The 18,697-nt window shown below is 73.0% G+C and carries 20 protein-coding genes and 1 pseudogene; 14 read left to right on the top strand and 7 right to left on the bottom strand.

Annotated features, from left to right (window positions below):
- Nucleotides 1-13: 13 nt before the first annotated feature.
- The 3 genes from GA0074696_RS28715 to GA0074696_RS28705 all read left to right on the top strand — a co-directional run bounded on the left by GA0074696_RS28715 (nucleotide 14) and on the right by GA0074696_RS28705 (nucleotide 3,171).
- Nucleotides 14-877 (top strand): hypothetical protein, encoded by an 864-nt coding sequence (locus GA0074696_RS28715; RefSeq protein ID WP_088963975.1) that lies wholly within the window; start codon nucleotides 14-16, stop codon nucleotides 875-877.
- Nucleotides 878-1,226: 349 nt separating this feature from the next.
- Complete coding sequence (locus GA0074696_RS28710; RefSeq protein ID WP_231925183.1) at nucleotides 1,227-2,354, top strand: geranylgeranyl reductase family protein; 1,128 nt, start codon at nucleotides 1,227-1,229, stop codon at nucleotides 2,352-2,354.
- A 46-nt stretch (nucleotides 2,355-2,400) separates the two neighbouring features.
- Nucleotides 2,401-3,171 (top strand): isoprenyl transferase, encoded by a 771-nt coding sequence (locus tag GA0074696_RS28705; protein ID WP_088963974.1) that lies wholly within the window; start codon nucleotides 2,401-2,403, stop codon nucleotides 3,169-3,171.
- Nucleotides 3,172-3,274: 103 nt separating this feature from the next.
- Here the strand turns inward: GA0074696_RS28705 and otsB are convergent, their stop codons facing one another.
- Complete coding sequence (otsB, locus tag GA0074696_RS28700; protein WP_088963973.1) at nucleotides 3,275-4,099, bottom strand: trehalose-phosphatase; 825 nt, start codon at nucleotides 4,097-4,099, stop codon at nucleotides 3,275-3,277.
- Between the two features lie 92 nt (nucleotides 4,100-4,191).
- Nucleotides 4,192-4,545, bottom strand: coding sequence for a hypothetical protein (locus tag GA0074696_RS28695; protein ID WP_088963972.1), 354 nt, complete (start codon nucleotides 4,543-4,545; stop codon nucleotides 4,192-4,194).
- A 367-nt stretch (nucleotides 4,546-4,912) separates the two neighbouring features.
- Between GA0074696_RS28695 and GA0074696_RS28690 the strand changes: the two genes are divergently transcribed.
- Nucleotides 4,913-5,695, top strand: coding sequence for a transposase family protein (locus GA0074696_RS28690; protein ID WP_088961400.1), 783 nt, complete (start codon nucleotides 4,913-4,915; stop codon nucleotides 5,693-5,695).
- Between the two features lie 9 nt (nucleotides 5,696-5,704).
- On the opposite strand, the pseudogene GA0074696_RS28685 reads toward GA0074696_RS28690, so the two are convergent.
- A pseudogene (locus GA0074696_RS28685) lies at nucleotides 5,705-6,067 on the bottom strand (helix-turn-helix domain-containing protein); the annotation flags it as partial.
- 264 nt (nucleotides 6,068-6,331) lie between these two features.
- Here GA0074696_RS28685 and GA0074696_RS28680 point away from each other — a divergent pair.
- The 6 genes from GA0074696_RS28680 (at nucleotide 6,332) to GA0074696_RS28655 (ending at nucleotide 11,647) form a co-directional block, all read left to right on the top strand.
- A complete protein-coding gene (locus tag GA0074696_RS28680) occupies nucleotides 6,332-6,676 on the top strand; it encodes a hypothetical protein (protein WP_088963971.1) in 345 nt (114 codons plus the stop codon).
- 31 nt (nucleotides 6,677-6,707) lie between these two features.
- Nucleotides 6,708-7,061 (top strand): hypothetical protein, encoded by a 354-nt coding sequence (locus tag GA0074696_RS28675; RefSeq protein WP_088963970.1) that lies wholly within the window; start codon nucleotides 6,708-6,710, stop codon nucleotides 7,059-7,061.
- A gap of 348 nt (nucleotides 7,062-7,409) precedes the next feature.
- Nucleotides 7,410-8,825: a PhoH family protein gene (locus GA0074696_RS28670; RefSeq protein WP_088963969.1), complete on the top strand. Its 1,416-nt coding sequence runs from the start codon at nucleotides 7,410-7,412 to the stop codon at nucleotides 8,823-8,825.
- Between the two features lie 286 nt (nucleotides 8,826-9,111).
- Nucleotides 9,112-9,801 (top strand): aggregation-promoting factor C-terminal-like domain-containing protein, encoded by a 690-nt coding sequence (locus tag GA0074696_RS28665; protein ID WP_088963968.1) that lies wholly within the window; start codon nucleotides 9,112-9,114, stop codon nucleotides 9,799-9,801.
- A gap of 115 nt (nucleotides 9,802-9,916) precedes the next feature.
- Complete coding sequence (locus GA0074696_RS28660; protein ID WP_088963967.1) at nucleotides 9,917-10,570, top strand: rhomboid family intramembrane serine protease; 654 nt, start codon at nucleotides 9,917-9,919, stop codon at nucleotides 10,568-10,570.
- Between the two features lie 108 nt (nucleotides 10,571-10,678).
- On the top strand, nucleotides 10,679-11,647 hold the full coding sequence (locus GA0074696_RS28655; protein ID WP_088963966.1) for an NAD(P)/FAD-dependent oxidoreductase: 969 nt from the start codon (nucleotides 10,679-10,681) through the stop codon (nucleotides 11,645-11,647).
- A 7-nt stretch (nucleotides 11,648-11,654) separates the two neighbouring features.
- On the opposite strand, the gene GA0074696_RS28650 is transcribed toward GA0074696_RS28655, so the two are convergent.
- Nucleotides 11,655-12,344, bottom strand: coding sequence for a TetR/AcrR family transcriptional regulator (locus tag GA0074696_RS28650; RefSeq protein WP_088963965.1), 690 nt, complete (start codon nucleotides 12,342-12,344; stop codon nucleotides 11,655-11,657).
- A 141-nt stretch (nucleotides 12,345-12,485) separates the two neighbouring features.
- On the opposite strand from GA0074696_RS28650, the gene GA0074696_RS28645 reads away from it, so the two are divergent.
- Nucleotides 12,486-13,403 carry an NAD-dependent epimerase/dehydratase family protein gene (locus tag GA0074696_RS28645; RefSeq protein ID WP_088963964.1) on the top strand — a complete coding sequence of 306 codons (918 nt, stop codon included), beginning with the start codon at nucleotides 12,486-12,488 and terminating at the stop codon, nucleotides 13,401-13,403.
- Between the two features lie 33 nt (nucleotides 13,404-13,436).
- On the opposite strand, the gene GA0074696_RS28640 is transcribed toward GA0074696_RS28645, so the two are convergent.
- On the bottom strand, nucleotides 13,437-14,408 hold the full coding sequence (locus GA0074696_RS28640) for a DMT family transporter (protein WP_088963963.1): 972 nt from the start codon (nucleotides 14,406-14,408) through the stop codon (nucleotides 13,437-13,439).
- Entirely contained in the window at nucleotides 14,405-15,439 is a 1,035-nt protein-coding gene (gene glpX / locus GA0074696_RS28635) for a class II fructose-bisphosphatase (RefSeq protein WP_088963962.1), read from the bottom strand. The genes GA0074696_RS28640 and glpX overlap by 4 nt, the downstream gene beginning before the upstream one ends.
- A 158-nt stretch (nucleotides 15,440-15,597) precedes the next feature.
- Here glpX and GA0074696_RS28630 point away from each other — a divergent pair, with 158 nt between their 5' ends.
- From GA0074696_RS28630 to GA0074696_RS28620, 3 genes are all read left to right on the top strand, one after another.
- On the top strand, nucleotides 15,598-16,407 hold the full coding sequence (locus tag GA0074696_RS28630; protein WP_088963961.1) for a DUF4245 domain-containing protein: 810 nt from the start codon (nucleotides 15,598-15,600) through the stop codon (nucleotides 16,405-16,407).
- 98 nt (nucleotides 16,408-16,505) lie between these two features.
- Nucleotides 16,506-17,321, top strand: a complete 816-nt coding sequence (locus GA0074696_RS28625; protein ID WP_088963960.1) for a hypothetical protein — start codon at nucleotides 16,506-16,508, stop codon at nucleotides 17,319-17,321.
- Between the two features lie 233 nt (nucleotides 17,322-17,554).
- The gene (locus tag GA0074696_RS28620; protein WP_088963959.1) at nucleotides 17,555-18,400 is read left to right on the top strand and encodes a hypothetical protein; all 846 of its coding nucleotides are present in this window, start codon (nucleotides 17,555-17,557) and stop codon (nucleotides 18,398-18,400) included.
- 66 nt (nucleotides 18,401-18,466) lie between these two features.
- On the opposite strand, the gene GA0074696_RS28615 is transcribed toward GA0074696_RS28620, so the two are convergent.
- Entirely contained in the window at nucleotides 18,467-18,679 is a 213-nt protein-coding gene (locus GA0074696_RS28615; protein WP_088964870.1) for an exodeoxyribonuclease VII small subunit, read from the bottom strand.
- Nucleotides 18,680-18,697: the final 18 nt, after the last annotated feature.

Raw genomic sequence — 18,697 nt, 5'->3', positions numbered from 1 at the left:
AACATCGGATCCCATGAGGACGGCCGCCGAGACCACCGAGGTCCGGCGGCCGTCCGCCGTCCGGGCGCTGACCACGCTGCTCGCCGTCACGGCGGCGGCCACCGTCGTGGTCGAGCTGCTCAACTGGTGGTACGCCCCGGAGCAGGAGTTCGGCCTGGCCGTACGCACCGGCTGGGCGATGCTCCGCTCACTCGCCTTCCTGGTGCTGATCGGGCACGTCAACCGCGGTCGTACCGTGGCCCGGCCGTTCGGGCTGATCCTCGCGGTGACCACGATCTTCGCGGTGGGCCGGCTGGTGGTGCCCCGGCAGGGGGTGCCGCCGCTGCCCGGGCTGCTCGGCTTCGCCCTGCTCACCGCGCTCTGCGTGAGCGTGGTCGCGCTGCTCTACCGCTCCGAGGCGGTCGGCGCGCACCTCGTCCGGCACCGCAAGACCCTGGTGGTCTCCGGCGGCACGATCTCCTGGCGGGAGGCCGCCCCGAAGCGACCGCCGGTCACCGGGTGGCTGCTCACCAGTCGGGTCGCCGCCTTCACGTACAGCCCCTTGATGCTGGTGCCGGCGCTGGTGGCCGGGGGCGCGATCCTGGACGGCCGGCTGGCCGCCGCGCCGGCGGTGGTGTTCTGGTTCCTCGCCGGCATCGCGGTCAGCTACGCGGTGCTCTTCTGCACGGCGTTCCTGATGCGCGGCCGCCGCTGGGCCCGCACCCTGCTGGTGGTGATCACCCTGGGTGTGCTCGCCGTCGACCTGCCGCTCTGCTGGTGGCTGCTCGGCGTCGACGGCCTGGTCCGGGACGGCGGCCCGCTCGTCGCCGCCGCCGTCCTCGCCCTCTACGGCCTCTGGCGCGCCACCCGTACCGAACCACCCCCACCCCCCACCTGACTCCCCCACCACCGGCCCCTCCGCCCGCCCGCCCGAGCCGGTTGATCAAGAGGTTTGCGTCAGAATCCCGCCCTCTTCCGACCCAAACTTCTTGATCAATGTCTCCAGAGCCGGCAGAGCCGGAGCCGGAGCCCGACCGGGGTGGGTGACCATCCCGTGTTGATCAAGAAGTTTGCGTCGGGATCTGGCCACATCCCGACGCAAACTTCTTGATCAACGGTGTCGGGCGGGCGGGCGGGGTGGTCGGGGTGGTCGGGGTCGGGGTGGGTGGGTCGGTGCGGCGGCGGGGTTCGGGGGCGTGGGGCGGGCAGGATGGGCCGGTGGGCGGCTGCGGGCGGGAGGCGACGCGGTGAGCGACGAATTCGACCTGATCGTGGTCGGGGCGGGACCGGCCGGGGCGGCCGCCGCGCTGGCCGCTCGCCGGGCCGGTGCCCGGGTGCTGCTGCTGGACCGGTCCGACTTCCCGAGGGACAAGGCCTGTGGGGACGGCATCGCGGCGCACGCGCTGGACGTCCTCGCCGGGCTGGGCGTGACCGACGCGGTGGCCGGGTACGCCCCGCTGCCCGCCCTGCGACTGGTCGGCCCGGGCGGCCCGGCGGTGGCCCGGGCGCTGCCCCGGCCCGCGTACACGGTGCCCCGCGAGGTGTTCGACGCCCGGCTGGTCGCGGCGGCGGTGGCCGCCGGTGCGGTGCTGTGCCGGCACACGGTCCGCCGGATCGAGCCGCGCCACGACCGGGTGGTGCTGGACGGGGAACTGGCCGCCCGGGCGGTGGTCGGCGCGGACGGGGCCGGATCGGTGGTCCGCCGCGCGCTCGGCCACCCGCCGAACCCGGACCGCCACCTCGCGCTCGCCATCCGGGGGTACGCCCCGGCGCTGCCCGGCCCGCCCGAACAGTTCATCGTCACCTCGGGGCCGCGCTGGCCGGCGTACGCCTGGTCCTTCCCGATCGGCGACGGTCGCGCGAACGTCGGGTACGGGGAGGTGCTGCGGGGCGAACCGCTGAGCCGCGCGCACCTGCTGGACCGGCTCGCCGCGTTGCTGCCGGCGACCGACCCGGCCACGGTCACCGGCCTGCGCGCCCACCACCTGCCGCTCTCGACGCACCGGCCGTCGCCCGGTCGGGGTCGGGTGGTGCTGGCCGGCGACGCGCTCTCCCTGATCAACCCGTTCACCGGCGAGGGGATCTTCTACGCGCTGCTCTCCGGGGCGCTGGCCGGCGCGGCCGCCGCGGCGGCACCGGACCGGGCGGCCGACCGGTACGCCCGGGCGCTGCGCCGGCGGCTCGGTACGCACCTGCGGCACAGCTCGGTCGCCGCCTGGCTGGCCCGGCACCGGCGGATGGTCGACGCGGCCGTCCGGGCGGCCCGCCGCGACGACCGGGTCTACCGCAGCGTCGTCGAGTTGGGGCTCGGGGACGGCCGGCTGGACGCCCGTACCCTCGCCATGATCGGCATCGGTCTCTCGGCGCGTAGTTAACCTCCGAGGTCACCATCGGCCGGGCGGGTCGCTACCCTGCAAGGTGATGACTCTGCGGAACCTCCTCTACTCCGTTTACGAGCGCCGGCTGACGGCGTCGCTCGCGGGCAAGCCGGTGCCCCGGCACGTCGGCGTCATGTGCGACGGCAACCGCAGGTGGGCGCGGGAGATGGGCTTCGTCGACCCCAACGACGGGCACCGGATGGGCGCCGAGCGGATCAAGGAGCTGCTGCGCTGGTGCGACGCCGCCGGTGTGGGCCACGTCACGCTCTGGCTGCTCTCCACCGACAACCTCTCCCGGCCGGCGGAGGAGCTGGATCCGCTGCTCCAGATCATCGAGGACCTGAGCACCGAGCTGGCCGAGGAGGGCAACCCCTGGCGGCTGCGGATGGTCGGCGCGCTCGACGTGCTGCCGGCGCACCACGCGCAGGCCCTGAAGGCCGCCGAGGAGCGCACCCGCGACCGTGCCGGGGGCGCCCAGGTCAACATCGCCGTCGGGTACGGCGGCCGGCGCGAGATCGCCGACGCGGTGCGCTCCCTGCTGCTGGAGCACGCCGCCACCGGCGGCACCATCGAGGAGCTGGCCGGCGCGCTGGACGTCGACCACATCTCCGAGCACCTCTACACCAAGGGTCTGCCGGACCCGGATCTGATCATCCGGACCAGCGGTGAGCAGCGCCTCTCCGGCTTCATGCTCTGGCAGTCGGCCCACTCGGAGTTCTACTTCTGCGAACTCAACTGGCCCGACTTCCGCCGCGTCGACTTCCTGCGCGCCCTGCGCTCCTACGCCAACCGCCAGCGCCGCTTCGGCGCCTGACCGGGGCGCCCGCGCGCTCGCGGCCACGGGACGGCGCAACGGCGGCGGTCGGCCAGGTCAGGTCAGAGGTCAGATCAGGTCAGAGGTCAGATCAGGTCAGAGGTCAGATCAGGTGGGGCAGCGCCCTGGTCAGGAAGTCGCCCAGGGCGGCCGGGGAGTCGAGGGTGAGGTCGGCGGCGTCGGCCACCTCGTGACCGGTCTCCGGGTTGGCCACGGCCACACAGACGCCGAAGAAGTCCGGGTCGGCGGCGGCGCGGGCCCGCAGCGCGGCGAAGGCCTTGATGTCGGAGACGTCGTCGCCGAAGTACCAGGCGCCCCCGGCGTCCCGCACGATCTCGCCGATGACCAGGCCCTTGTCCCGGTCGACCGGGGGCTTGAGCTCCAGCACCATCCGGCCGGCCTGCACCTTGAGCCCCAGCCGCTCGGCCTGCGCACGCCCCCACTGCTCGACCTGCGGCCCCAGCCCCGGCGCGGTACGCCAGTGCAGGGCGACGCTCAACCGCTTGAACTCCACCAGCGTGCCGGCCGGCAGTTCGGCCCGGGCCAGGTCGGCCAGCTCGGACATGGTCGGCACCCAGGGCAGCGCGGCCGGCTCGGTCACCGTCTCGCCCCCGGAGTGGCTGTGCTCCAGCCCGTACAGGCCGTACAGGTCGACGCCGGCGAGGCCACCGAGGTGGTCGCGGAGGAAGTCGACCGGGCGGGCGGAGACGATCGCCACCCGCTGCACCACCGGGGCGAGCGCCTCCAGCGCGGCGAGCACCTTGGGCGCGGGCTGCACGGCGGTGGGGTCGTCGTCGACCGGCGCCAAAGTGCCGTCGAAGTCGAAGAAGAGCACCGTGTGGGCCGCCCTCGCGGCGGTGGCCCGCCAGGCGTGCTCGGCGTCCAACGGAGTCTTCGGCTGCTGGTTGCCCAGATTCAACGGCGGCACGCGCGACAGCGTACCCCGGCGGCGGCGGCTCATTCGTGGCCGCGAGATGACGCCTTTTCGGCTCCGCCGGTGGGCGATTTCCGGGTGGTCGGTCAGCGTTCGGCGGCTCCCCGGCGCGGGCGCCCGAACGGCAGCACCTCGGCGTCCTGGCCGTGGCTGAGCAGGTAACCCTCGACGAATCCGGTGTTCCGGTCGCCGGCCTGCGCCTCGATCTCGGTGAGCCGGGCGACCAGGAACTCGGTCAGTGCGCTGACCCGGTCGTTGAGCCGCTCGTGCAGCTCGGCGACCACGGCCAGCACCACCGCGGTGCCGGCGGTGGTGAGCGCGAGGAGGTTGACGACCAGTGGCATCTGCTCGCCCTCGACCGCGCCTATCGCGACGTTTGCGGTCACGAACGATGTCAGCGACACCGCCGCGACCACGACTGCCCACCATTTCAGGGTCATGGACAGACCCCTCCTTCTGTCCCGCAGGGCTGGGTTCGGCCTTGTCCCGTCCCCCGCCGATGACGAGCCCAAGCAGTACGAATACGGACGCTAGCGCGCCCGTTCCTGGCCCGTAGCGAAACGAAGAGGTCTGACCAGGCGTTCTTTCGCCATCTGAGGAACTAGCCGGCCTGTTCGTCTCGCTTTCGGACGTCGGCCGGCAGAGTCGGGCGATAAGCGAGATAACGAATGGTTTCTCTAATGAGCCTTTTCCAAGCTGATCTTGCAGCTCAGGGCAGGTGCGGCGAGCCCGGGGATCGATGAGGGCGAGGCTCCAGGTAAGACAGCAGTCGACCAAGATCCGATGCCCCGACCGGGAGCCTCGCCCGTGCTGTCTTACCCTTCCACGATCTCGCTGTCCAGCCGCACCCTGAACCACCTCGCTGACCTCATCCGCCAGCACCGCAACCAGCATCGATCCCGGTGGCGGCGCCTCGATCCGGGCCGGCAGGCGCTGCTCGCCCTGGCCCACCTGCGCAACGGCGACACCTACACGCGGCTCGCCGCCGGGTTCGCCGTCGGCGTCGCCACCGCCTGGCGCTACGTACAGGAAGCGATCGTGCTGCTCGCAGCGGTCGCCGAGGATCTGGCCACGGCGATGCGGCGTATCCGGCAACTGGCGTACGCGATCCTGGACGGCACGTTGATTCCGATCGACCGCGTGGCAGACCAAAAGCCGTACTACTCCGGCAAGCACAAGCGCCATGGCGTGAACGTGCAGGTCATCGCCGATGCCGCCGGCCGGCTCGTCTGGGCCTCACCGGCACTGCCGGGCTCGGCGCACGACCTCACCGCCGCCCGCATCCACGGCATCATCGACGCGCTGACCAGCGCGGACGTGATGACCTTCGCCGACAAGGGCTACCAGGGCGCGCGGGGCAGCGTGCGCACGCCGTTCAAGCGGCGCCGCTTCCGGCCGAAGCTGTCGCGCCGGCAGAAGACGGTCAACCGGGCGCACGCGAGGATCCGAGCCCGCGGCGAACGGGCCATTGCCACGCTCAAGACCTGGAAGATCCTGGCCAAGCTGCGCTGCTGCCCGCGCCGCGCCACCGCAATCGTGCAGGCCATCCTCGTCTTGCACCACGTCGAAGCAAACCGCTACGCAGGATGAAAATGGCTCAATGTGGAACTTCTCCGCCTCCGAGACGGCGGGATCGACCAGCCGGCGCAGCAGGGCCTCCACGTCCGGGTCCATCGGGGGCGGCGTCGCCGCGGTGCGGGGCGCGGCGGCCCGGTCCCAGCCCAACGCGGCGAAGGCGGCGGCGGGGTTGAGCCCGAGCCCCTCGCAGAAGGCGACCACCCGCTCCACCTCCGGGTCGCTGGCCCAGTCGCCGCGGACCCAGCGGTTGATGGTCTGCCGGGAGACGCCGGTGCGGCGGGAGACCTCGGTGCCCGTCCAGGCCCGCATCGCCCGGGCATCGTCGAGCGCCCGGCGGACGAAAGTGGCGAAGGCGATCTTCCGGGCGGGGGCGGTCTCGGTCACCCCGTGACGGTACGGCCGGACGGCCGTGGTGGGGAGTCCGGGCGTACGGGTGTCACGCGAACGGGACGACTCTTTCCGGGCGCGTGTTAACGATCCAGGGGCCTTTCCGAGGGGTGTCACCTGGGCAGAATAGAAGGACGTAGGTGCGGCGGTAACCGGACGAAAAGCTGATACTGTCACGCTCGTGGGACAATCTACGGTGTGTCACGTGCATGAGACGATTAGTGCTCACATGCGTCACGCCCCCGGCGCGAGGGGGGTGCGGTGACCGAGCTCGCGACCCGCGCCCAGGCCTTCGGCCTGATCGCGGAGGGGGTGGCCGCGGGACTGAGCGCACCCTGGCGCCTCTACCTCGCCCGAGGGTGCCGCTACCTGTCCCTGAGCGTGGGGGACCGGGGCGAGTGGGACGCCTGGCGTACCCATCTCGGTTGTCCGGAGCTGAGCGTCCGGGTCTACGACGCCGGCGGCGACATCCGCCGCTCCTCGGTCGCCGAGATCGTTCTGGACGGGTGCCGGATCAGCGTCGAGCTGGTGGAGGAGGTCAGCACCGACGACCTGGAGCGACTCCTGGTCGTCGACCCCACCACGATCGAGCCGGAGGACCGGTGACCGGGCGGGCGCGGCGCGGCGGAGCCGCCGGATGAGCCCGTTCCTCGCGGTCTTCCTCGTCCTCGTCCTCGGTGCCACCAGTTACGCGGCGGGCCGGCTGCACGGCCAGCTCAGCTACCGGATCGGCTATCGCTTCGGCTACCGGCAGGGCTACTTCGACGGCGACCGGGGGGCGTGGAACCGGCGACGCCGCGACGCCCAGGCCGCGATCGCCTCGGCCCTGGCCGGGCCGGTGAGCGGGCCACCGGTGGTGACCACCGCGACGGTCACCAGCACCGCGGTCGCCCGGCAGGGCACCACGTACACCGGCTCCTCGTTCACCGCCCCGGTCCCGCCGGTCACCGGCCGGCACCCGACCGGGACCCTCGTCCGGCGGCAGGGCTGACGACCCACGCCGGCACCGACCCGGTGCGTCGTCCGCGGCGGGCACGCACCGTCGGGGCCACGTCAGACCGGTGACGGTGGCCCCACCGGCCGGGATGCGCGCAGGGGGCATGCATCCCGGCCGGTCCGCCGCCGGCGTTCACCTCCCGGTCGAGGGAGATCCATCTCCGCCTCTAGCCGAGGTGGCCCGGCGCCGCTAGCGTCTAGGCATGGCACGGGGTTCTCCCGGGCCAGCCGGTCCGCCCGGAACTGCGACCTCGCGCACGGGGTTCCGCATCCGACCCCGTGTCCCCGGGCACCGGAGGAGGCGGAACACGGGTGGCGGGTGCCCATCCGTCGGAGCAGGCCTGTGACGACTCGCCGTACGCCCGCCGGTGCCGACCAGACCCCGGCCGCGACTGCCACGACCCGCCGAGCCACCCGGAGCCGCCGCACGACGGCCGCCGTCCCGGCCGGCACCGAGGAGCCCCGACCAGCCGGCCAGGCATTCGTCCTGGACACCTCGGTGCTCCTGTCCGACCCGGCGGCGTTCCACCGCTTCGCCGAGCACGAGGTGGTCCTGCCCCTGGTGGTCATCTCCGAACTGGAGGGCAAGCGCCACCACCCCGAGCTGGGCTGGTTCGCCCGGCAGTCCCTGCGGATGCTGGACGAGCTGCGGGTGCGGCACGGGCGGCTGGACCGTCCGGTGCCCGCCAACGACGCCGGCGGCACGCTGCGGGTGGAGCTCAACCACTCGGACGACGGCGTGCTGCCGCCGGGCTTCCGCACCGAGTCCAACGACGCCCGGATCCTCTCCGTGGCGTTGAACCTGGCCGCCGAGGGCCGGGAGGTGACCCTGGTCAGCAAGGACATGCCGCTGCGGGTCAAGGCCGCCTCGGTCGGGCTGCGGGCCGACGAGTACCGGCACGGCCAGGCCAGCGATCCCACCTGGACGGGCATGGCCGAGCTGGAGCTGGGCGAGGAGGAGATCGGCCGGCTCTACGCCGGTGAGACCCTGGACCTGGACGCCGCGGCGGGCCTGCCCTGCCACACCGGCCTGGTGCTGCACTCGGCCCGCGGCTCGGCCCTGGGCCGGGTGCTGCCCGACAAGACCGTCCGGCTGGTGCGGGGCGACCGGGAGGCGTTCGGCCTGCACGGTCGCTCGGCCGAGCAGCGCGTCGCGCTGGACCTGCTGCTGGACGAATCGATCGGCATCGTCTCGATGGGCGGGCGGGCCGGCACCGGCAAGTCCGCGCTGGCGCTCTGCGCCGGTCTGGAGGCGGTGATGGAACGCCGCCGGCACAAGAAGGTGATCGTCTTCCGCCCGCTGTACGCCGTCGGCGGCCAGGAACTGGGCTACCTGCCCGGCTCGGAGTCGGAGAAGATGTCGCCCTGGGCGCAGGCGGTCTTCGACACTCTCGGCGCGGTGGTGCACGAGAACGTGCTGGAGGAGGTCACCTCGCGGGGAATCCTGGAGGTCCTGCCGCTGACCCACATCCGGGGCCGGAGCCTGCACGACGCCTTCGTGATCGTCGACGAGGCGCAGTCGCTGGAGCGAGGCGTGCTGCTCACCGTGCTGTCCCGGATCGGTCAGGGGTCCCGGGTGGTGCTCACCCACGACGTCGCCCAGCGGGACAACCTGCGGGTGGGCCGGCACGACGGCGTGACGGCGGTGATCGAGGCGCTGAAGGGTCACCCGCTCTTCGCGCACGTCACGCTGAGCCGTTCGGAACGGTCGCCGATCGCCGCGATGGTGACTGATCTGTTGGAGGACATCCCGCAGTAGTCGCCTTGGGCGTCCGTTGCGCCCACTTCCGTCCACATTCACCTTGTGGCGCAGGTCACAAATGGGTCTGTTGGTTTCCCATCAGTCTCACTGTGCGCGATGGTGTCCAACGAGCGCCCGCGCCCCGACAAGATCGTCGAGTATCGTTCGTCCCACCCCAGGACGAGCCCCGGCGAGGGTCGGTGCGTCGGATGCGACCGGCTCCGGTCGGGGCGCTCGCGGCACGACCGCGTCCGGAGACGGCCGGCCCGCGCCGCGTCCTTGCCCCCGACGAAGGGACCACTTCGTGAGTCGGCTGTGGAGCCGGTTCGGCGCCCGTACGGCCGCCGTCGCACTGCTCTCCGTGGGCGTTGCCGGCGGCTTCTATCTGGGCGAAGACCGGGAAACCCAGCAACAGGGCCTGACCGCGCAGGTCGGCCTCGAGGTCGACCAGGCCGAGTACGACTACCAGCGCGAGCGGCAGGCCGACCACCAGCGCAGCTCCGCCAAGCAGCGGGCCGCCGAGTACCAGGCGAAGCTGCGGGCTGCCGCGGCCGCCAAGGAGGCCGCTGAGCGGGCCCGCGAGGCCGAGGCCGCCGCGGCGTCCCGGAAGAAGGCGCGGGAGGCGGCGGCCAAGGAGGCCGAGGCCAAGACCCAGCCGTTCGCCGGCCCGATCCCCGCGTCCTGCAACGAGTACAGCGGCAACCGCGAGATCGGCTGCGCGCTGCTGCTCGACGCCGGCTTCAAGATCGACCAGATGCCGTGCCTGGACAAGCTCTGGACCAAGGAGAGCGGCTGGAACCACAAGGCCAGCAACCCCTCCTCCGGGGCGTACGGCATCCCGCAGGCCCTGCCGGGCAGCAAGATGGGCACGGTCGCCGACGACTGGCAGACCAACCCGGCCACCCAGATCAAGTGGGGCCTGGGCTACATCGAGGGCCGGTACGACGACCCCTGCGGCGCCTGGGCGCACAGCCAGAGCGTCGGCTGGTACTGATCGTGGCGATCGAGGGCGGGGCGGGTGGGCGACCACCCGCCCCGCCCTCGTCGTGCTCCGGGCCGGCCCGCCGCCCAGGTGGCGGCCGGCCACGAATGCTGATACCCCTGTCAGGGTGACCCTGCACCCTCCGGGCGGCGACCCGGCCCGGTTCGGCACCGACGCCTTCTACGCCTCCCTCGGCCGGGCCTTCGTCGCCATGTGCGCGGTCGTGCCGTTCCTCTTCCTCATCGAGGCCCTCGACCAGGGGCTCGACTTCGGCCTCGACGTGGCGGCGGGGATCATCCCGCATCGCATCCAGGGCCTGGACGGGGTCTTCTTCTCGCCGTTCCTGCACCACGGCTTCGAGCACCTGTACAGCAACAGCATCCCGCTGATCCTGCTCGGCACCTTCGTGCTCGCCGCCGGCACCCGACGCTTCCTCTGGTCCACTCTGATCATCGTGCTGGTCAGCGGGCTCGGCGTCTGGTTCACCGGCGCGCCGAACTCGGTGGTCGTCGGCGCCAGCGGGGTGATCTTCGGCTACCTCGGCATCCTGCTGACCCGGGGCCTGGTGGAACGGAGCTGGTGGAACCTGGCGGTGGTGCTGCTGGTCGGCCTGCTCTACGGCTGGCAGCTGCTCGGCATCCTTCCTACCGACGAGCGGATCTCCTGGCAGGGGCACCTGTTCGGGTTGCTCGGCGGGGTGGTCGCGGCGATCCTGTTCCGGCGCCGCCGGCCCGAGTCCGGCGGGCCGTACCACTCGGAGTCGACCCTGACGATGCCCTGAGCCGCCGCGACGCCGCCGGAGATCGGGACATGCTTGCCCGGCCGGTGCGGCGCGCCTACCGTCGGATCAGCACGCGTTGATCCGCCAGCGGAAAGCGACGGTACGCCCATGCGCGAGGTCGATGTCGCGGTGATCGGGGCCGGTCCGACGGGCCTGTTCGCCGCGTACTACGCCGGGTTCCGCGGGCTGTCCGTGGCGGTCGTCGACGCGCTGCCCGAGCCGGGCGGGCAGATCACCGCGATGTACCCGGAGAAGCTGATCCTGGACGTCGCCGGCTTCCCCGCCGTCAAGGGACGGGACCTGGTGGCGAATCTGGTCGCCCAGGCCGCACCGTTCCACCCGGAGTACCTGCTCGGCACCCGGGCCGAGAAGCTCGCCCACGTCGACGGCCGGCCGGTGCTCGGGCTCGCCGGCGGTGACCAGCTGCGCTGCGGCGCGGTGGTGATCACCGGTGGGCTGGGCAGTTTCACCCCGCGCCCGCTGCCGGTGGCGGAGAGCTTCGTGGGCGGCGGAATCGTCTACTTCGTACCCGAGCCCACGGCGCTGGCCGACCGGGACGTGCTGATCGTCGGCGGCGGCGACTCGGCCTTCGACTGGGCGTTGACCCTGCAACCGCTGGCCCGCTCGGTGACGCTGGTGCACCGGCGGGAGAAGTTCCGGGCGCACGCGTCGACGGTCTCCCGGGTGCTGGCCCTGCCGGTGCGGGTGATCGTCAACGCCGAGCTGACCGGGCTGCACGGGGACGCGACGGTGACCGCCGCCGAGATCACCGTGCGCGGCGGCGACGCGGAGACGCTGCCGGTCGACACGGTGGTGGCGGCGCTGGGCTTCACCGCCGACCTCGGACCGCTGGCCGAGTGGGGGCTGCGGCTGGACCGCCGGCACATCGTGGTGGACAGCGCGATGGCGACCAACCTGCCGAGCGTCTTCGCCGCCGGGGACATCACGGAGTACCCGGGCAAGGTGCGGCTGATCGCCACCGGCTTCGGCGAGGCGGCCACCGCGGTCAACAACGCCGCCGTGGCCATCGACCCGAGCGCGCACCTGTTCCCGGGCCACTCCTCCGACGCCGGCTGATTCGGCGTCAGCGGGGCAGGCCGATGAGGTCGGCCATCAGCCCGGTCTGGTGGTCGAAGTACGCGTCCCGGTGCGGGATCGTCCGGTTCAGCCGGCCGAACAGGTCGAAGCTGATCAGCCCGAACAGCTGTGTCCAGCCGGCCATGCCCCGGGCCAGCAGTGACTCCGGCAGGCCGGGGAAGAGCCCGGCGGCGATCTCGGCCAGATCGGCGCGGAGCGGTTCGGGCAGGTCGTCGTCGGGAGCGGCCAGCCGCCCGTCGCCCAGCCCGTCGGCCAGGATGCCGACCAGGGTCACCGGCGGGCGCTGGGCCGGCAGGACGGTGTCGTCGGGTGCGGCGTACCCGGGCACCGGGCTGCCGTAGAGCAGGGCGTACTCGGCGGGGTGGGCGAGCGCCCAGTCCCGGGCCGCGCGGCACACCGCGTGCCAGCGACCGCGCAGGTCGTGGCGGTCGGCGCCGGCGTCGGCCGACTCCACCGCGTCGCCGAGCGCGTCGTACGCCTCCAGGATCAGCGCGGTGAGCAGGTCGTCGCGGCTCGGGAAGTAGCGGTAGATGGCGGAGGAGACCATCCCCATGTCCCGGGCGACCGCCCGCAGCGAGAGGTTGGCGCCGTCGGTGGCGAGGTGGCGGCGGGCCACCGCCTTGATCTCGTCGAGCATCTCGGCGCGGACGCGGGCGCGGATCGAGGAAGCGGGCATGGCTCCACTCTGCCACGGATCGGAGCGGCAATCAAAAAAGAGAGCACTGCTCTTGACGGACCGGTGGGCGGGCGGTCATGCTGGTGTCGGCAAGTGAGAGCGGTGCTCTCGGTTCGTATCCCCGCTTCGAAAGGCGTTCCCATGTCGCTGCACGTGATCGTCGGCTCCGGTCCGGTCGGCACGGCCACCGCCCGTCTCCTCGCCGAGCGGGGTGAGCGGGTCCGGGTGGTCACCCGCCGGGGGAGCGGGCCGGAGCACCCCGCCGTCGAGCGGGTGGCCGCCGACGCCGCCGACGCCGACCGGCTCACCGCGCTGACCGAGGGCGCGGACGCGCTGTACAACTGCGCGAACCCGGCGTACCACCGGTGGCCGACGGACTGGCCGCCGCTGGCCGGCGCGCTGCTCACCGCCGCCGAGCGGACCGGCGCCGTGCTCGCCACGGTCGGCAACCTCTACGGGTACGGGCCGGTCGACGGCCCGATGACCGAGCAGACCCCGCTCGCCGCCACCGGCACCAAGGGCCGGGTGCGCAACCGGATGTGGGAGGAGGCGCTCGCCGCCCACCGGGCCGGCCGGGCCCGGGTCACCGAGGTGCGCGGTTCCGACTATCTCGGCGCCGGCGGCACGTCCCTGCCGATGCTGGTGCTGCCCCGGGTGCTCGACGGGCGGCGGGTCTTCCTCCCGGTCGACTGGGACGCCCCGCACACCTGGACGTACATCCCGGACGTCGCCCGTACCCTCGTCGTCGCCGCTGCCGACCCGCGGGCCTGGGGCCGGGCCTGGCACGTGCCCAGCGCGCCCGCCGCCGGCATGCGGGAGCTGGCCACCCGCGCGGCGGCGCTGGTCGGCGCGCCCGCGCCGAAGCTGACCCGGATGCCCTACCCGGTGCTCTGGCTCGGTGGCCTGGCCAACCCGCTCGCGCGGGAGCTGCGCGAGACCGCCTACCAGTTCGACCGGCCGTATCTGCTGGACTCCACCGCCGCCACCGCCACCCTCGGCATCGAGGCGACGCCGCTGGACCGCGCGCTGAAGGAGACGGTCACGGCCCTGCGCCGCTGACCCGCCGGCACCCGCCGCGAGCCCGGCCCGGGCTCAGCGGCGGGGCGCCGGGCCGAGCGCGGCCACCAGCACCGCCACCAGGGTCAGCGCGGCGCCCGCCAGGGTCGCCGGCCCCGGGTGCGAGGCCGCGGTCGGCAGGACCAGGTCCAGCAGTACGGCCCCGACGATCTGCCCTGCGATGGTGGCCAGCCCGAGCAGCAGCACCCCGGTGAAGCGGACGATCGCCGCCGCGACCGCGATGAACACGATGCCGATCGGCCCGCCCAGGTAGAGCCACGGCTCGGCGGGCAGGGCACCGGTCGGCCAGCCCCGGATCGCGCCGTCGACGGCGAAGGTGAGGAGCAGGGCGGCCGTGCCGACGGTGAAGTTGACCAGGGTGGCCGCCAGGGCGCTGCCCGAGGCGACCCGGACCCGACCGTTGACCGCCTGCTGCCAGGCGATGCCGACCCCGGCCAGCAGCGGCAGCAGGGCCAGCACCAGGGCCCCCGGGTCGCCCAGCCGGTCGCCCACCGCCAGCAGGACGGCGAGCACGGTCAGCGCCGCCCCGGCCAGCCGGCTCGGCGTCACCGGCTGCCGGCCGGCCGGGCCCACCCCGGCCCGGTCCACCGCCAGACTGCTCGCGGACTGGCCGGCCACCACCGCCACCGTGAAGACGGCCACCCCGAGCGTGCCGATGGTGAGCCCCTGGGTGGCGACCAGGAACGCCCCGCACAACCCGCCCAGGCACTGCCACGGGCGCAGCGCGCCGTCCCGCAGCGCCGCGCGCAGGTCGCGCAGCCCTCGCCGCCCACACGGGGTGGCGGGGACCAGCACCAGCAGCACCAGCAGGCCCAGCCCGAACGAGACCACCGCGGCGGCGATCCCGTCGGCCAGGCGTACGCCCAGCTCGCCGTTGATCCGGGACTGCACGGCCACGGCGACCCCCGAGGCGGTCGCCAGCCCGGTCGCGACGATCCGCCGGGACGCCGGGACGGTCGGACGGACCGCCGTCCCGGTCGTGCTCACTCCTGCTCGGCCAGTGGCCGGCCGTCGAAGTCGACCGCCGAGTAGAGGGCCAGCTTCTCCAGCCGGTGGTACGAGTCGATCACCCGGATCGTGCCGCTCTTGGAGCGCATCACGATCGACTGGGTGTACGCCCCACCGGCCCGGTAGCGCACGCCGCGCAGCAGGTCACCGGAGGTGACGCCGGTGGCCACGAAGAAGCAGTTGTCGCCGGTGACCAGGTCGTCGGTGCTGAGCACCCGGTCCAGGTCGTGCCCGGCGGCCAGCGCCTTCTCCCGCTCCTCGGCGTCGCGCGGCCAGAGCTTGGCCTGCATCGCCCCGCCCATGCACTTGAGCGCGCAGGCCGAGATGATCCCCTCCGGCGTGCCGCCGATGCCCATCAGCACATCGACGTCAGACTCGCCCCGGGCGGCCGCGATCGAGCCCGCGATGTCGCCGTCGGAGATGAACCGGATGCCCGCCCCGGTACGCCGGATCTGCTTGACCAGGTCGTCGTGGCGGGAGCGGTCCAGCACGCAGACCGTCACCTCGGACACGTCGGTGCCCTTGACCTTGGCGATCCGGCGCAGGTTGTCGGCCACCCCGGCGTTGATGTCCACCACGTCGGCGTACATCGGACCGACGGCGAGCTTCTCCATGTAGAAGACCGCGCTCGGGTCGAACATCGCGCCACGCTCGGACACCGCGAGCACGGCCAGCGCGTTCGGCATGCCCTTGCTCATCAGCGTGGTGCCGTCGACCGGGTCCACCGCGACGTCCACCTCGGGACCGGTGCCGTCACCCACCTCTTCGCCGTTGAAGAGCATCGGCGCGTTGTCCTTCTCGCCCTCGCCGATCACCACCACCCCGCGCATCGGGATCGAGTTGATCAGCTTGCGCATCGCGTCGACGGCTGCCCCGTCGCCGCCCTCCTTGTCGCCCCGGCCCACCCACCGGCCGGCGGCCATCGCCGCTGCCTCGGTGACCCGGACCAGGTCGAGGGCAAGGTTGCGGTCGAGATCCTGGGGGATCCGCGTCCTGGTGTTCGTCGTCATGACGGCTTCCTCCTCGCGACGTTGCGGGGTGGACCGGCAGGGTGCTGCGGTCGCCGCTGCCGGCTTTGTCGCTGATCCTCACACGATGACAGGTCCGGCGCCGGGGCGGGGCGGTGGTGGGCGGGATCGGTCACTCGCGCGGCTGCCAGAATGGACGGGTGGACCCCGCCCAGCCTGCCGACCGCGTACCCGCCGACCAGACCCCGCCCGACGGCCAGCCGCCGGTGACCCCGACCGGGGCGACCAACGCGGTGGCCGGGTCCGGCCCGTCGAAGGGACCGGCCGGCGGCGGCTCGGCGACCGGGGCCGGCACCGAGGCGGCGCTGGTCGAGACGACCGGCGGCGCCGGCGGCGGCGAGCCGGCCCTGGTCGAGCCGGCGCCCGACGCCGCCGCAGTGGACGCCGACGTGCCGCCGGCGCGGCCGGCCGGCGGCGGGCGGCGCGTCGGCAAGGAGAAGTCCCGCTCCGAGCGGTCGCCGAAGGACATGGCGCTCTCGCTGCTGGTGCTGCTCGTCCCGATCGCCCTGCTGGTCGCCTTCTACCGGGGCTTCCTCGGCGGCGAGCAGCCGACCGTGATCGACGCCGCGCCCGCCTACGAGCAGGCCCGCGCGGCAAATGCCTTCCCGGTCAGCGAGCCGGCCGGGCTGGGTTCCGGCTGGCGTACGGTCAGCGCCAGCTACCGCACCGTGGAGGGCGGCGCCAACCTGCGTGTGGGCTATCTCACCCCGGAGGGGCGGGGCGTGCAGCTGGTGCAGAGCAACGTGCCGCCGGAGAAGCTGCTGCCCGCCGAGCTGACCGCCGAGGGGCAGCCCCAGGGGCCCACCGACCTGGGCGGGCGCAACTGGCAGCGGTACACCGGCCGGGGCAACGACCAGGCCCTGGTGCTGCTCGAACCGAACCGCACGATCCTGGTGATCGGCGACGCCCGGGATAACGAGCTGCGGCAGCTCGCCGGCTCGTTGCGCTGACGCCGCGGGACCCGGGCTGGCCCGCATCTCCGTTAGGCTGCCCCGGCTCGATTCCCGGCCCGCCGCGGCCGGGTGCAGACTCGCGGAAAGAGAACAACGTGAACCTTCGACGGTGGAGCGCCGGTCTCCTCGCCGCCGCCCTCTTCGTTCCCGGCCTGGCCGCCTGCAAGTCGGAGTCCACCGACTCCGACGGCACGGCCGCCGCCTCGCCGACCCCGGCCGACCCGAAGGCGGCCCTGCTCGCCTCCACCCAGGAGATCAGCAAGGGCAACTTCACCTTCACCATGACCGGTGGGCCGGAGTTGAACGGTGGCGGCACCGTGCACACCCCGTCCAAGAGCGCCGAGCTGAAGATGGTCAACAGCGCGGCCTCCGCCGACGACATGTCGATGACGATGCACCTCGTCTTCATCGACACCGACAGCTGGGTGAAGCTGGAGATCGGCGGCGAGATGGCCGACGCCATCCCGGCCTTCAAGGCGATGAAGGGCAAGTACCAGCACATCGACCGCACCAAGGTCAAGGGCGTCAAGAACCTGGAGTTCGACTTCGCCGACGTCGACCCGGCCGGCAGTGACGCGCTGGTCAAGGCGGTCACCGACGTCAAGCAGACCGGCGAGGGGGCCTACGCCGGCACCCTCGACGCCAGCAAGCTCACCGACTCGGACATGCTCGACGCCGACGACATCAAGAAGCTGGGCGACAAGGCCGGCGCCCTGCCGTTCACCGCCAAGCTCGACGGGCAGGGCCGGCTGACCGAGTTCACCGTGCAGATGCCGGCCGTGGGTGACACCAAGGCCTACGACATGACCGTGCGGTACGCCGACTATGGCACCGCCACGCCGGTGCAGAAGCCCCCGGCGAAGCAGGTCGTCGAGGCGTCCGACCAGGTCTACGAGATGTTCAAGGACTGACCCCCGCTCGGGGTGGGGTGCGGCGTGATCCGCCGCCCCCACCCGAGGAGTGGTGTTCCATCAGGTGGACCGGACAGGGATTGCCGAACGCGGCGTCAGGGAACAGAAGGTACGCGACCTCGCCGGCTCGTTCCGTCGGCCGGACGGGACTCGTGCGGCGGGGCAGGTGCAAGGCCCCGACGCCACGCCTTCCGGCGCCGCCGCGGGCCGGACGACCCACTTGAGAGGTTCACGTGACCATTCGGCGCTTCAGCGCGGCGGTCTTCGCCGCGACGCTGCTCACTCCTGGGCTTGCCGCCTGCAACAGCACCGGGACCGGCGAGGCGGGGACCTCCGCGTCCCCCACGGTCTCCGGCAGCGCGTCGCCGGGCGCCTCCGGCGCGGTCAGCGGCGACGCCAAACAGGCCCTGCTCAACTCCACCAACGAGATCAGAAACGGCAACTTCCGGTTCACCATGTCCGGCGCCGGTTCGAGCGCCGAGGGGCAGGTGCACGAGCCGAGCCAGAGCGCCGAGATGCGCGTCCTGATCGGTGACGCGTCCTCGGACCTGTCGATGAAGCTCGACCTGATCCACGCCAAGCCGGACAGCTGGGTGAAGCTGGAGCTGGGCGGCAAGTCCGCCAGCAGCATCCCCGGCGTGCAGAAGCTCAACCTCGGCAAGTACCAGCACCTCGACCAGAGGAGGATCAAGGGCAACAAGGCGCTGGGCTTCGACTTCGACAAGATCGACCCGGCCGGCAGCGAGGTGCTGACCCAGGGCATCACCGAGGTACGGCAGACCGGCGAGGGCACCTACGCCGGCACGCTCGACGTGTCGAAGGCCGCCGAGGCCGGCTCGGTGGACCAGTCCGTGATCACCGCCCTCGGCCCGCAGGCCAAGTCGGTGCCGTTCACGGCGAAACTGGACCCGCAGGGCCGGCTCAGCGAGATGGTGGTCCAGATCCCGGCCGCCGGCCAGAACGCCGCGCAGGACATCAAGGTCACCTACTCGGACTACGGCAACGCCGCCGCCGCGCAGAAGCCGCCGGCCGACCAGGTGGTCGAGGCGCCCACGGAGTTCTACAACCTGTTCAACTGAGCCGTCGACCAGTGGCGGGGTGGCTGTCGGCCGCCCCGCCGCTGCGTGTCCGCGGCCCGGCGGGCGTCAGGAGTCGGCGGCCTGCCGGGCGGCGTCGATGCGGGCCCGGGCGCCGTCCAGCCAGCGCTGGCAGACCTCGGCCAGCTTCTCGCCGCGCTCCCACAGCGCCAGCGACTCCTCCAGCGAGGTGCCGCCGGCCTCCAGCTTCTCGACCACCTGGGCCAGCTCGGCGCGAGCCTGCTCGTAGCTGAGCCGCTCGTCCTTCGTCTCGTCGGTCATCACGCCCATCCCACCACA

It is taken from the genome of Micromonospora purpureochromogenes, from assembly GCF_900091515.1.
GTDB lineage: Bacteria > Actinomycetota > Actinomycetes > Mycobacteriales > Micromonosporaceae > Micromonospora > Micromonospora purpureochromogenes.
This window is presented reverse-complemented; position numbering and strand designations above follow the sequence as displayed.